The following is a 12,856-nucleotide window of genomic DNA, read 5'->3' as shown; positions in this document are numbered from 1 at the left end:
CCGGTACGACGCTTCTGTGGCTCCTCAACGTTCGCGAATGCTCTGATCTTCACCCCGTGCAAAGGACTTCGGGCAACCGTGCACAGCACCTCAGAATCGACACTGGCCGACCTCGCCGAGGAATACAGCGTCGGCCGCTCCACCATCCACCGCGTCATCCACGGCAACCCGGCAACCAGCCGCCACGAACAGGCGGAGCCCCAAGATCATCCGAATGCCCTCTGACCAGCCTTACCGCTAGTTTTCACAAGATCGTCAGTCGAGGGCCGCTTCCACGCGGTGCTTCCAGGTAATCCGCTCCGGCCCGCAGCACCTCCGGCCGGTCCCGCGCTTGCCCGATCATTGCGTTGCAGCTGTTGCACAGCAGGCCGCGCACTCGCTGGCTGTCATGGCAGTGGTCGACGACAAGCCGCACCGGCTCAGCGGTCGGCTCGCCATCCAGACGCGGGCGCCCGGTGAGAATTGACCTGATGTCGTTCTCATGGATGCCGCAGATCTTGCAGCGGTAGTGCTGTGACTCGCAGAGCGCGTCGTCCTGCTGCGGGGTGATCCGGTACTTCTTCCAGCGATTCGCGGCACGGATCGCTTCAGGCCCAGACGGGCGCACCACTTCCGATGCTGGTTGCGGACAGTGTCGAGGCAGCGGCGACAGCGGGCGGTCAGCTTTCCCGACGGCTGCCGGAACTCCTCAGTCGGCAGCAACCTGTTTGCAGCCCTGGCAACGCCGTTCAGCTTCAGGCTCCGAGCTCTCCATGTCGTCGGACGTTATCGCCAAGGTCTGACAAACCTGTCGGGTTGAAGGTCGCCTAATTACTGGATTGCGATTATCAGTAATCCAGTAATTCCGACACGAGGAAGAACCGCAGAGAGACCACAGATTCGGAGTCATAGAATAATTACTGTTATCCTATGAGTCCTGTCCTGTGAGCGATCGGATGCCGATGACCGCCGAACCTGTTCTCGAACCGCCGTCGACTGCCCTGGCACCCGCGGCTGCGGCGACGGGAGAGGCAGCGCTGGCGGCGCGGGTTACCCGGATCGTCACGCTGGTAGCCGGGATGCCGGCGCTGCCCGCCGACGACGGCAGCCGGTACAGCCCGCGCCGGCTGACCGTCGCCTGGCTGCTGGAAGCCGAATCGCCCCACACGGAGAAAGCCCACAGCCGCGACCTCGACGTCTTCCTGCGCTGGTGCGATCGCGAACGCCTCGATCCGCTCACCGCCCGGCCCACGGATCTGAGCCAGTTCAGGGTGTGGCGCGAATCGTCTGCAGCCGACGGCAAACCGGCGGCGGCCAGCACGGTCGCCCGCGCGCTCGCGTCGATCTCCAGCTGGTACTCGCATCTGGTCGCCAACACCGACGGTGCGGTGGCCCGCAATCCGGCTGCCGCGGTGAAACGCCCGGCGGTGAACCGGCACACCTCAACCACTGCCGGGCTCACCCTGGACGAGGTCGATGCCCTGCTGGCCGCCGCCGACGCTCAGGTGGCGGCCCGCGCCGCAGCCGCGAACCGCACTATGACCGGCCGGATCAACCATCTGGCGGCATTGCGGGACCGGGCTCTGTTGCGCCTGCTCGCCGACCTCGGCCTGCGCATCAGCGAAGCTCTCGACCGGGACCTGGCCGATCTGAGTAACAACGCCGGGCACCGAACACTGCGATATGTCGGCAAGGGCGGCGTCATCCGGGAACGCCCGATGCCCGCGCACACCCTGCAGGCCCTGGACGAGTACCTGGCGGCCCGGGCCGTCGCGACCGGCGCCGACAGGCTCACCGGCCCGTTGTTCGCCACGAGCGGCGCCGCCGGTGACGGCCGGCTCGCCGAACCAAACGTCTTCATGACGATCCGTCGTCTGGCCGGCAAGGCCGGCATCGCCTCCGCGAACCGGCTGTCGCCACACTCGTTGCGGCATGCCTTCGCCACCGGTGCCCGCGAAGCCGGTGTCCCCCTGGAAGATGTGCAGGACGCGATGGGCCACGCCGACCCGCGAACCACCCGTCGCTACGACCGCGACCGGCACAACCTGGACCGCGACCCGGCCTTCCTCCTCGGCTCCCGCCGCGCCAGCCGCCGTACCTGAGGCGACCGTGCTTGCGGCGCCCGCATCCCGTCACAGGCGTGGGCTACGAGCCAGCGCAACTGCGCCACCCCTGCTGGGCGCCACGTCGGATTTTCGCATCGAATGACCGGCGGGCCCGCGATCGAGGTCGCGGGCCCGCCGGCTCTGATCAGTACCAGAACCACCTCAGCAGCCCGTCCGGCTGCAGATTGCAGTCCTGCATGTACACCCTGGTCGGGTCCCCGGAGATGGATTGGGCCATGCACAGCAGCTGGCCGGTCACCGGATGCCTGGCGTACTCGTTCATCAGGACGTTTTGCCCGCCACGAAGTACCGGCGTCCAGAGCTGCTTCTCCTCATTGACGCAGAGCTCCGCATAAACCCTGCTGAAGCCGCCGTTCGGCGCGGACAGGCACCAGTTGGTCCGGTATGCGGGGTCCCAGCGGCTGTTGACCACCTTGTAGGTGTTGCCTCGCACGTGGCGGAACGTCCACTGCTGGTTGCCGACCGAGTGGCAGGGGTCGGGCCAGGCGTACACCATGATCGTCGCATTGCCGTCGGCGTTGAAATGCTGGTCGAGACAGTCGTAGGTCACGGCGTGCCGGATGGTCAGACCAGCTGCCGCGGCCGCCGGTGACGCCACGGCCAGATTGCCCGCCACTATCAGGACGACGGCCGCCAGCACGATCTTCAGCTTGCCCGCAGCCGACCACGCCGGTCTTCTTGCTGTGCGATACATCGATTTCCCCCGTTCTGTATGGCACGTTCCCACCGTGGTTAGCACTCCGGGAAGCCGACGGTCACCGTTCTGTCCTCGATCGCATAGCCTTTCAGCGCCAGAGCGGCGGCCGCGCCTCCTCGCACACGGGTGGGCAGTAGACGTTCGGATATCCGTTGGCCAGCGCCACCCAACTTCGGGCGAACACTCAGCTGAACCTCCAGAGCTGCGGACCGGCCTTCTCCGCCGGCCCGCAGCTGCTGTCAGAGGTAGCGGGCGAAGAACCGGATCGCGCTGTCGATCTCGTGTTCCGGTAGCCGGTCCGAGTGCTTGCCCGGATTGGCGTGCAGCGTCTTCTCCGCAGAACCGAACGCGTCGAACAGCGCCAGGCTCTGCTCCCGCGGCACCCGCTCGTCATCCCACTGGATCAGGAACTCGACCGGCACCGTGATCCGCGCGGCGACCTCCGCGTTGGCGGCGGCGCCGCCGAGGCCCAGGACCGCCGCCCGCACGCGGGGTTCGGCGGCGACGAACGGCACGCCCAGCCCGCAGCCCAACGACACTCCCCAATAGCCCGCGGTGTCCACGCCGAGGTGGTCCAGGACGGCTTGCCATTCGGGAACGGTCTGTGCGGCGACCTGCGCCTGGAATGCGGCGAGCAGCGAAGCCAGGTCCTCCCCGCCGTCCACCCGGGCCTGGATGGTGTTGGCGAGCCGTTCGAGCTTCTGATCGGTGGGCCGCTCTCCGTGGTTGGGCACGTCGGCTGCGGCGACCGCGTAGCCGGCCGAGGTGAACCGCTGGGCGAGATGTACGACGGCGGGAGCCGTCTTGTGCTGACCGCCGCCGTGGCAGATCAGGATCAGCCGCCGCGGGCCGGTGGTGTTCTCGGGGGTCCACAGTGCGACGGGTACGTCGTTGACGGTGAGAGTTCGCATGGCAAAGGGCCTTTCGGGACGCCGTTTGCGGGCGCTCCCTAGCCGATACGCGGGAGGGAGTCCCGACCTGTCACTGCGTTGATCGGTCTCACCTCCTTCGGTCGCGAACGCCGACCCTAGCACCTATCGTTCATAACCCCACTGGGGTTATGGTGGGGTCATGCCGAAAATCAACGTGTACCTCCCCGACGAACTCGCCGACGCTGTCAAGGACACCGGCATCCCCGTCTCGGCCATCTGCCAGCGCGCCCTGGAGCAGGCAGTCCGCCGGGTCACCGCGATCCGGGAGACCTCCCTCACCCAGCTCACCCACGACGACCTGGAGCAACGCTTCCCCTTGTTCACCCCACGGGCCCGCACCGTGCTCACCCTGGCCATCGAGCAGGCCGGCACGGCGGCGACGGTCGGCACCGGGCAGCTGCTCGCCGGCATCCTCGACGAGGGCGACAACCTGGCGTTGCGCGTGCTGCAGGCGATCGAGATCGAGCCGGCCCAGGTCCGCCAGGCGCTGGCCCGGCACACCGACGCCGAGCCCGGCCCGCCCGGCGCCACCCACTTCAGCACCGCGGCCGCCGGGGCGCTGGAGCTCACCGTCACCGAGGCGACGTCGCTGGGTCACAACTATGTCGGCTGCGAGCATCTGCTGCTCGGGCTGATCGGCGAACCCGACGGCGTCGCCGGGCAGGTGCTGCGCGGGCTCGGCGCGGAGGCGCGGCTGACCCGCCGGGCGGTCAGCGCGGCCCTGGCCGGTTATGTTCATCTGCGCGCCAACACCGCTGCGCAGCCGGCGGCGCCGAGCACGCAGGCCTTGGTCGCGGCGCTGCAGGAGCAGCTCAAGCCGCTGATCGCCCGCATCGAGCGACTCGAACACAACCTTCCATGAGAAGGGCCGCGGCGGTTCTTCTGGTCTTGCTGATAGTGGCGGCTTTGTAGGCTTTTGATGGGTACGAGCTACGAAGGAGTACTTCGGCTACCGCGCGAGCCGGCAGCCGGTCCCGGCCGTAACGCGGCCGCCGGGCCCATGCAGCGGGTCAAGCTTCCTGAAGATCAACAGAAAGGGCCGCCGTGTCCCACCCCAGTCACCGTCAGATGGCCGCCGACATGCTGGCCAGCGTCGACAACAAGCTGCCCGGCACTGCCGCGGTGATCGCCGCCGCGCACGCGCACGCCGTGCTGGCGCTGGCCGACGAGATGGCGGCGCTGCGCCAGGCCCTGCAGTCCGCGCCGCGCGACCAGGACCGCAGGTAAGCGATCATGGCCGGATGACGGTGGTGTGGCGCGACGTGCTCGTCGACGTTGCGGTGGTCGACGGTGACGGGTTCACCGCCGAGGTGGGTTCGACGGCCCGTTTCGCGATGGAGCTGGACTGCCGGTGCTGGGCACCCGCCCAAGGGCCGGCCGCGCCACGGTATGACGGCGGCGACCACGTGGTCGCGGGCTGCGACGTAACCACCGGCTCGGACCGAACGCGACTGGCAGGTGCAGCGCATCGTCCGGCTGTCGCACGACGGCGCCCGCACCGACGTGGTGGCCGTCAGCCGCGAACGGCGGGCCCGGCGCGCCTATCTGCTGGACGTGATGTGACGGTCAGGGCTTCCACTGCGGGTCGCGGCCGGTGCGGGCGAGCAGCCGGCCGAACTCGTCGGTGTCGTCGGGGGCGGTGACCTCGGGGCCGAAGGCGCCCATCTGGCGGCCGGTGTCGCCCATGACGTCGAGGAATTCGCGGGTGGAGGTGAGCAGGCCGTCGTCGACCCGGTACGGCTGGCCGGTGGCCTTGGCCAGGTCCCAGCCGTGCACGACGAGGTCGGTGACGAGCATCTGGCCGACGACGCGTTGCGGCAGGCCGAGCCCGGGTGAGGTGCCGTCCAGGCTGGACGGGTCGGCCCACACGTCGCGCAGGCCCTGCACGTCGTCGGCGAACTCGGTGCGCCAGTCGCCGGTGAGCCGGTCCGGGCCGGCGCTCCAGTCGACGTCCTTGCGGTGGGCCAGGGCCTGGAAGTTCTGGGCGACCTGCAGCAGATGGTTCAACAGGTCGCGCACCTTGAAGTCGGCGCAGGGGGTGCGGTCGTCGAGTTGGTCGTCGCGGACACCGCGGACGGCGGCGGTGACGGTGGGTGCGGCGGCGTCAAGTAGATCACTGATCTCGGTGGACACCCGGACCAGCGTACGGAGACCGGCCGTGCCAGACCAGAGCCGTCATCCGGTCGTGCGGGTTGCCGCGCCCGGTTTCCTCATCTGTGCAGCTCAGCGACCGACCGTTGCGCGCATGCAGGACTCGCACCCGGATCACGTCGCCGCCGTTGCCGCGCTGTGGCCGTACGTCAAGGTCGAACGTGTCGGCGCCTCCCAGCCGGCGGCGCGGCTGCTGCCGGCCTCGCGCGGCCGCTGCGGTCTGTATGTGCTGCGGTTCGCCGACGGTGCGCTGCAGGTCGGCCGGGCCACCGACGTGGTGACCCGTTTCGCCGCGCTGTGCCGCAGCGAGAACGACCTGGTGGAGATGCATTTCTGGCGGTTCGCGAAGGCCGGTCTGGACAGCGCCGAGCAGTCCGCGATCGGTGTGCTGCGCCAGGCGGGTTTCCGGCTGCGCGACACCGGCAACGGCCTCGACGATCTGCTGGCGCCGGCCGGCCAGCTGGCCTGGCTGACTTCCCCGCCGGCCGACACCGTCGGTGCCGGCGCGCGCCCCGACCGCCCGGAGCTGCGGGCGGCCAATCTGCCGAAGTTCCGCACCCTGCAGGCCGATCCGCGTTTCGGCGCGCTACTGCCGGCGGTACGCCGCTACCTGGCCCGCACCATGCCGCTCCCCCGCCGCACCGAGTTCTCCCGCTGGTCGGTCAGCGCCCGCCCGGCGACCAACGAGCACGCCTGGCCGCGGCTGCTCACGGTGAGCGTCAACTGCCTGGAGACCCTGTACGCCGGCGCCCCGGCCGGCGAACCGCACCGCACGATCTTCCACGTCAACGTCGACCTGGCCGTCATGCAGCGGCAGTGGGGCGCCGACGTCGAGGAACTGGCCGAACGGTTCGGCGCCGTCTACTACTACCAGGCCGGCTACCGGGCGCGGCCCGGCGTGCTGGCCCTGCAGGTCGAGGGCGCCCGCAACCTGATCCGGCTGCTGGACGTGCCCGGTGTCGTCGAGGCGGCCCGCCGCCTGAACCTCGACATGATGCGCAAGGGCCCGGCCCTGCAGCGGCGCAGCCACTCGTTCGCGCTCGCCGACCTGCTGCTCGAACCGGTCCCGCCCGCCGACGCCCCGGCCGACGCGGACGCCTTCCAGCAGGGTGAGCTGTGCGCCGAACGCGGCGAGCACGAGCAGGCCGAACTCTGGTACGCCCGGGCGGCCGCCACCGGCTACCAGGGGGTACGCCGCAACCCGGACTGGAGCAGCATCTGGGCGCTGATCGCGTGGGGCCGCCAGTTCGCCGCCGACGGTGACCTGCCCAGCGCGGCGTCCTGCTACGAGTCCGCGGCCGACGCCGGAGCCACCGAGGCCTACCTCGACCTCGGCGACACCCGCCTGGAACTGGGCGAGACCGGCGACGCCGCCGCGGCGTTCCGCACGGCCGCCGCCTGCGGTCACCACGCCGGCTGGCACGGCCTCGGCCTGGTCCACCACGAGCGCGGCGAGCTGCGGCAGGCCCGCCGGCACTACCTGCGGGCCGTGGACTTCGGCCAGACGCAGGCCCTGGTGGATCTCGCCGACTGCCACGCCGAGCTGGGCGAGACCGAGCAGGCCGCCGGCTGCTACCGCGAGGCCATCGCGGCCGGGCACACCGACGCCCACCTGAGCCTGGGTGACCTGCTGCACCAGCGCGGCGACGACGACGGCGCCGAGCAGCAGTTCCGGCACGCCGCGGCGGCCGGCCACCCGGAGGCGGTGACCCGGCTCGGCAGGCTGTTCTACGACCGCGGCGACCTGGACGCCGCCGAACCGCTGCTGCGTGCCGCCTCTGACGACCCGGAGGCCGCGCACCTGCTCGACCGGTTGCTGCGCCGCCGCAGCGACATCCCGGCAGCACCGGACCTGCTCGCCGCGGCCTGAGCGTGTCCACCCTGTCTAATCGACGCAGGCGCCGGTTCGGATCGGGGCGAGCCCCCCATCCGGGCCACTACGGGGAGGGAGCCGGGTGTGCAGCCGTCGCAACGCTGGCAGGAGTTGCTGGCCGAACGCCTGCAGGAGGCGCTGAGTGTGCTCGCCGGCACGCCGGGCGTGCACGGTTTCCTGGTGGGCGGCAGCGTGGGCCGCGGCGAGCCGTGGCCGATGTCCGATATCGACCTGCTGCCGGTCTGCACCGGCGACCACGCCCGGGCCGCTGCCGAGCTCGAGCGCCGCCATGCCCGGCTGGTCGACTGGTGGGCCGCGTCCGGCCGGGCGCAGACCCTCGACATGGGCGCCCTGGCGTTCACCACCGCGGAGATCCGCGACGCCGTCCGCGCCGGCCCGGAGTTCGCGGCCGCCCGGATGGGTGACCGGCGCTGGTTCCACGGCCTGGACAAGGCGTTCGGTGGTTACGGCACCGACGAACTCGGCACCGCGTTCACCGCGTGGATCGCCCGCATCCGGTTCGACCCGGCGGTCGTCGCGGCCCGGCTGGACGTCTGGCGCGGGCAGGCCCGTGACGCTCTCACCCGAGCCCAGCGGGCGGGCGACCCGGCCGCGGCGACCCGGCTGCTGCAGGAGTCGGCCCGCGCCGGGCGGATGGTGCTGCTCGAGTCGTGGGGTGAGCGGCTCGGCTCGATGGGCCGCGAGTGGACCCGGTTCGAGCGGATGGCCGCCCGGCACGGCCACGCCGACATCGCGGCCCGGATCGCGGTGCTGGCCGGCGCCGACGTGGACAGCGCGGCGCAGCGGGCCGAGCGTGCCCCGGCGTGGCTGCGGGAACGCATCGACCTGTGCCTGGGCGCCCGGCGGGCAGTCGGTGAGCAGGTCAGCGCCGCCGAGAACGCCCGCGATCAGCTCGCCGCGTTCGCGCTGCATGTTGCCCGGCACCGCCCTGACCTGGACGGCGACTGGACCGGCTGTCCCGACCCGCTGCTGGCCGAGCGTCTCTCCGAAATGGCCGGGCTCGACGCAATCTACTGATGATGAACGTCGATTGCTGCCGAGTTTCGGGGTGATTGCGCCCAGGTTACGTTCCGCCCATGGCGGTGAAAGCGCTTACATCGAACCGTCCGGCGACCATCTACCAGGTCGCGGAGCGGGCCGGCGTGTCCATCGCCACCGTGTCGCGGGCGTTGCGCGACGACACCCCGGTCACCGACGAGACCCGCCGCCGGGTCCGGCAGGCGGCCGCTGAGCTGGACTTCACCCCGTCACGCTCGGCCCGTTCGCTCGCCGAGGGCCGGCACGCGGCCAACGGCATCGTCTTCCCCGACCTGGTCGGGCCCTACTACGCCGAGGTGGTGCTCGGCTACGAGGCGGTCGCGGCCGGCCTGGGCAGCAGTGTGCTGATCCTGGCCACCCGGGACCGTGCGGACGCCGCCGACGCGGTGCGGGAACTGGCCCGCCGCGTCGACGGCCTGGCGGTGCTGGGCCGCACTGTCGACGACGACGTGATCACCGGGCTGGCCCTGCCGGTGGTGCTGATCGCCCGGGACCCGGTGCCCGGCGTCGACACCGTGCGCACCGGCAACGTGAACACCGCCCGGGCCCTGGCCGAACACCTGCGCGGGCACGGTTACGAGCGGTTCGCGTTCCTCGGCGACCCGGACGGCTCACCGGACGTCGTCGGACGCTGGACCGGTGTCCGGCAGGTGCTGGGCGGCGCGTGCTCACTCGTACCGTCGCCCGGTTTTGATCTGGAGGCCGGGCAGCGTGCGGCGCGTGCCCTGCTGCGCTCACGCCGGCCACCGCGGGCCCTGATCTGTGCCAACGACGAACTGGCGCTGGGCGCTTTGCGTGCCGCCGAGGCCGCGGGCCGGGACGTGCCCGGCGAGCTGGCCGTGACCGGCTGGGACGACCTGCTGGCGGCCCGGTTCGCCGGGCTGACCACGGTTGCCCAGCCGATGCGGGCGCTCGGCGCGACTGCGGCCCGCTGGCTGGACCGGCGCATCAACGATCCCACGCCCGCCGCCCGGCGGCGGGTCCTGCCCACCCGGCTGCTCGTGCGGGGCAGCTGCGGTGCCCACCTGGAGGTGCATCCGAGATGAGAACCCGATTGTTCACCGCCGTGCTGCTCAGCGCGGTGCTGGTGGCCGGCTGCGGACGCGGCGGCAGCGAGGGCGGCGAGGCCGCCGAGCAGGTCAGCGAGGGCAAGGCGACCGGTGAGATCACCGTGTGGGCGATGGGCACCGAGGGCGAGAAGCTCGGCGAGTTCGCGAAGGCGTTCACCGCGGAGAACCCGGAGGCCACGGTCACCGTGACCGCGGTGCCGTGGGACGCCGCGCACCAGAAGATCGCCGGGGCGATCGCGGCCCGGCAGACCCCGGACGTGTCGATGATCGGCACGACGATGCAGGGCGAGTTCGCCAAGTCCGGCGCCCTGGACGCCACCCCGCCCGATCTGTTCAGCAAGGACGCGTTCTTCCCGGGGGCGTGGGACACCACCGTGGTCGGCGGCACCTCCTACGGGGTGCCCTGGTACGTGGAGACCCGCGGCATCTACTACCGCACCGACCTGGCCACCAAGGCCGGGTTCCCGGACGGCCCGAAGACCTGGGACGACCTGAAAGCCATGGCGGCCGCGATGCAGGACAAGGCCGGCGCCAAGTGGGGGTTCAACATCCAGCCCGGCAAGACCGGCAGCTGGCAGTCGGTGCTGCCGTTCGCCTGGTCCAACGGCGCCGACATCTCGCAGTACAAGTTCGACACCCCGGAGATGACCGAGGCGCTCGCCTACTACCAGTCGTTCTTCACCGACGGGCTCAGCCCCAAGGACCTGCCGCAGGGCGCGCTGGAACCGGCGTTCGTCAAGGGTGAGATCGCCGCGTTCATGTCCGGGCCGTGGCACGTCGGCATCCTCAAGGAGCAGGGCGCCAAGGATTTCGCGGTGGCGCCGATGCCGCAGAAGAAGTCGTCCACCTCGTTCATCGGCGGCTCCAACATGGCCGTGTTCAAGGACGCCAAGAACCGCGACGCCGCCTGGAAGTTCCTGGCCTGGCTGAGCAAACCGGCCGTGCAGGTCAGGTGGTACGAGACGGTCAGCGACCTGCCGGCCGTGCAGGACGCCTGGGTCGACCAGTCGCTGAGCGGCGACCCGATCCTGCAGGTGTTCGGCGAGCAGCTCAAGTCGGCGCAGGCGCCGCCCGCCTACCCGACCTGGGAGCAGGTCGCCGCGGCCTTCGACGTCGAGGTGGAGAAGGTGTGCGTGGCCGGCGAGGACCCGGGCACGGCCCTGAAGGCTGTGCAGGGCCAGGCCGACAGCATCGGCACGGGCGCCTGACATGGCGACTGCCACCGAGGTACGCGAAACCCGCGCACCCACGCCCACCCCGGCGGCCCGCTCGTCGCGCCGCCGCCGGCGTGCCCTGACCGGCTGGGCGTTCGCCGCCCCGTTCGTGGCCGTCTTCGGCGTGTTCCTGCTGCTGCCCGTCGTCGCGTCGCTGGTCATGAGTTTCACCGACATGCGCTCCACCGACCTGCGCACCCCGTGGGCCGTCGAGTTCGCCGGCCTGGACAACTACGCCCGCCTGCTCAGCGACGAGCTGCTCGCCAAGGCCGCCGCCAACACGGCGATCTTCGTGCTGTTCGGCGTGCCGCTGACCATGCTGGTCGCCCTCGCCGCCGCGAACGCCCTGAACTCCGGGCTGATCCGGCTGCGCGCGGTGTTCCGGGTCGGCTTCTACCTGCCGGTGGTCACCAGCATCGTGGCGATCGCGGTGATCTGGCGATTCCTGCTCGACCCGGAGGCCGGCCTGGTCGACGACCTGCTCGGCCTGATCGGGGTGGACGGCCCGCACTGGCTCGGCGACCCGTCGACCGCGCTCGGCTCGATCGTGGTGATCGCGGCGTGGCGCAACTTCGGCTCCCTCATGGTGATCTTCCTGGCCGCGTTGCAGGGCATCCCGCAGCACCTGTACGAGGCGGCCACCCTCGACGGCGCCGGCCGCTGGCAGCAGTTCCGCCACGTCACCCTGCCGCTGCTGCGCCCGGCCCTGCTGTTCGGCGCGGTCATCACCGGCATCGGCTACCTGCAGCTGTTCGAGGAACCCCTGGTCATGACGCAGGGCGGGCCGCTGCAGTCGACCCTGTCGGTGTCCTACCACGTGTACAACCAGTTCGGGTTCGGCAACTACGGCTACGCCTCGGCCGTGTCCTACGTGCTGTTCGTCGCCGTGGTCGCCCTGTCGGTCGTGCAGTTCCGGCTGCTGGGGAGCCGTGATGACTGACCGCCTGGCCCGCACCGCCCTGTACGCCATCCTGATCGCCGGGCTGCTCGTCGTGGTCGGCCCGTTCCTGTGGATGCTGCTGTCCTCGTTCAAACCGGAGGCCGAGATCCGCTCGGTGCCGCCGACCTGGTGGCCGCAGCACTGGACGCTCGGCAACTACGGGCAGCTGTTCGACCGGCTCGACTTCCCCCGCTACTTCGCGAACTCGGCGATCGTGGCGCTGCTGGTCACCGCCGGCAACCTGCTGTTCTGCTCGCTGCTCGGCTACGCCCTGGCGAAACTGGACTTCCCCGGCCGCAAGGCGCTGTTCCTGATCGTGCTGGGCATGCTGATGGTGCCCGGCATGGTGCTGTTCGTCCCGCAGTTCGTGCTGGTGTCGAACCTGGGGCTGGCCAACTCGTACGCCGGACTGGTCCTGCCGTTCCTGGCCGGCCCGTTCGGGGTGTTCCTGATGCGCCAGTTCCTGCTGCAGATCCCCGACGACCTGATCGAGGCCGCCCGCGTCGACGGCGCCGGCGAATGGCGAGTGTTCTGGCGCATCGTGCTCCCGCTGTGCAAACCCGCCCTGGCCACCCTCGGCATCCTGACGTTCCTGGCCTCCTGGAACAACTTCCTGTGGCCCCTGGTCGTGGCCACCACCGACGACATGTACACCCTGCCGGTCGCGCTCGCGCTCTACAGCATCGGCCAGAACCGCATCTTCTACGGCCTGCTGCTCGCCGGCGCCGTCGTCGTGGTGCTGCCCGTGCTGATCGTCTTCCTGGTGTTGCAGCGGCACTTCATGCGCGGCATCGCCACCACCGGACTCAAGTAGG

General features: G+C 70.7%; 14 protein-coding genes. 10 read left to right on the top strand and 4 right to left on the bottom strand.

Features of this window, described 5'->3' with window-relative positions; all coding sequences use genetic code 11:
- Window positions 1–78: 78 nt before the first annotated feature.
- Entirely contained in the window at window positions 79–225 is a 147-nt protein-coding gene (locus OHA21_RS13700; RefSeq protein WP_328473884.1) for a hypothetical protein, read from the top strand.
- Window positions 226–244: 19 nt separating this feature from the next.
- On the opposite strand, the gene OHA21_RS13695 is transcribed toward OHA21_RS13700, so the two are convergent.
- Window positions 245–607, bottom strand: coding sequence for an endonuclease VII domain-containing protein (locus OHA21_RS13695; protein WP_328473882.1), 363 nt, complete (start codon window positions 605–607; stop codon window positions 245–247).
- A gap of 316 nt (window positions 608–923) precedes the next feature.
- Between OHA21_RS13695 and OHA21_RS13690 the strand changes: the two genes are divergently transcribed.
- Entirely contained in the window at window positions 924–2,081 is a 1,158-nt protein-coding gene (locus OHA21_RS13690) for a tyrosine-type recombinase/integrase (protein ID WP_328473880.1), read from the top strand.
- A gap of 148 nt (window positions 2,082–2,229) precedes the next feature.
- Here the strand turns inward: OHA21_RS13690 and OHA21_RS13685 are convergent, their stop codons facing one another.
- Together OHA21_RS13685 and OHA21_RS13680 are read right to left on the bottom strand one after the other, a co-directional pair.
- Window positions 2,230–2,799 carry a hypothetical protein gene (locus tag OHA21_RS13685; RefSeq protein ID WP_328473878.1) on the bottom strand — a complete coding sequence of 190 codons (570 nt, stop codon included), beginning with the start codon at window positions 2,797–2,799 and terminating at the stop codon, window positions 2,230–2,232.
- Window positions 2,800–3,041: 242 nt separating this feature from the next.
- Window positions 3,042–3,713, bottom strand: coding sequence for an alpha/beta hydrolase family protein (locus OHA21_RS13680; protein ID WP_328473876.1), 672 nt, complete (start codon window positions 3,711–3,713; stop codon window positions 3,042–3,044).
- Between the two features lie 160 nt (window positions 3,714–3,873).
- On the opposite strand from OHA21_RS13680, the gene OHA21_RS13675 reads away from it, so the two are divergent.
- Window positions 3,874–4,596 carry a Clp protease N-terminal domain-containing protein gene (locus OHA21_RS13675; protein WP_328473874.1) on the top strand — a complete coding sequence of 241 codons (723 nt, stop codon included), beginning with the start codon at window positions 3,874–3,876 and terminating at the stop codon, window positions 4,594–4,596.
- Between the two features lie 182 nt (window positions 4,597–4,778).
- A complete protein-coding gene (locus OHA21_RS13670) occupies window positions 4,779–4,961 on the top strand; it encodes a hypothetical protein (protein ID WP_328473872.1) in 183 nt (60 codons plus the stop codon).
- 339 nt (window positions 4,962–5,300) lie between these two features.
- Here OHA21_RS13670 and OHA21_RS13665 read toward each other — a convergent pair whose 3' ends face one another.
- Window positions 5,301–5,867, bottom strand: coding sequence for a TIGR03086 family metal-binding protein (locus tag OHA21_RS13665; RefSeq protein WP_328473870.1), 567 nt, complete (start codon window positions 5,865–5,867; stop codon window positions 5,301–5,303).
- Window positions 5,868–5,979: 112 nt separating this feature from the next.
- Here OHA21_RS13665 and OHA21_RS13660 point away from each other — a divergent pair, with 112 nt between their 5' ends.
- The 6 genes from OHA21_RS13660 (at window position 5,980) to OHA21_RS13635 (ending at window position 12,855) form a co-directional block, all read left to right on the top strand.
- Window positions 5,980–7,755 carry a tetratricopeptide repeat protein gene (locus tag OHA21_RS13660; protein ID WP_328473868.1) on the top strand — a complete coding sequence of 592 codons (1,776 nt, stop codon included), beginning with the start codon at window positions 5,980–5,982 and terminating at the stop codon, window positions 7,753–7,755.
- 87 nt (window positions 7,756–7,842) lie between these two features.
- Entirely contained in the window at window positions 7,843–8,796 is a 954-nt protein-coding gene (locus tag OHA21_RS13655; RefSeq protein ID WP_328473866.1) for a nucleotidyltransferase domain-containing protein, read from the top strand.
- A 59-nt stretch (window positions 8,797–8,855) separates the two neighbouring features.
- Window positions 8,856–9,863: a LacI family DNA-binding transcriptional regulator gene (locus OHA21_RS13650; protein WP_328473864.1), complete on the top strand. Its 1,008-nt coding sequence runs from the start codon at window positions 8,856–8,858 to the stop codon at window positions 9,861–9,863.
- The gene (locus OHA21_RS13645) at window positions 9,860–11,095 is read left to right on the top strand and encodes a sugar ABC transporter substrate-binding protein (protein WP_328473862.1); all 1,236 of its coding nucleotides are present in this window, start codon (window positions 9,860–9,862) and stop codon (window positions 11,093–11,095) included. Before OHA21_RS13650 ends, OHA21_RS13645 begins: the two co-directional genes overlap by 4 nt.
- Before the next feature lies 1 nt (window position 11,096).
- On the top strand, window positions 11,097–12,041 hold the full coding sequence (locus tag OHA21_RS13640) for a carbohydrate ABC transporter permease (protein ID WP_328473860.1): 945 nt from the start codon (window positions 11,097–11,099) through the stop codon (window positions 12,039–12,041).
- On the top strand, window positions 12,034–12,855 hold the full coding sequence (locus tag OHA21_RS13635) for a carbohydrate ABC transporter permease (protein ID WP_328473858.1): 822 nt from the start codon (window positions 12,034–12,036) through the stop codon (window positions 12,853–12,855). Before OHA21_RS13640 ends, OHA21_RS13635 begins: the two co-directional genes overlap by 8 nt.
- Window position 12,856 lies beyond the last annotated feature (1 nt).

The organism is Actinoplanes sp. NBC_00393, from assembly GCF_036053395.1.
GTDB lineage: Bacteria > Actinomycetota > Actinomycetes > Mycobacteriales > Micromonosporaceae > Actinoplanes.
Note: the sequence above shows the minus strand (reverse complement) of the source record. Positions and strands in the feature narration are given on the sequence as shown.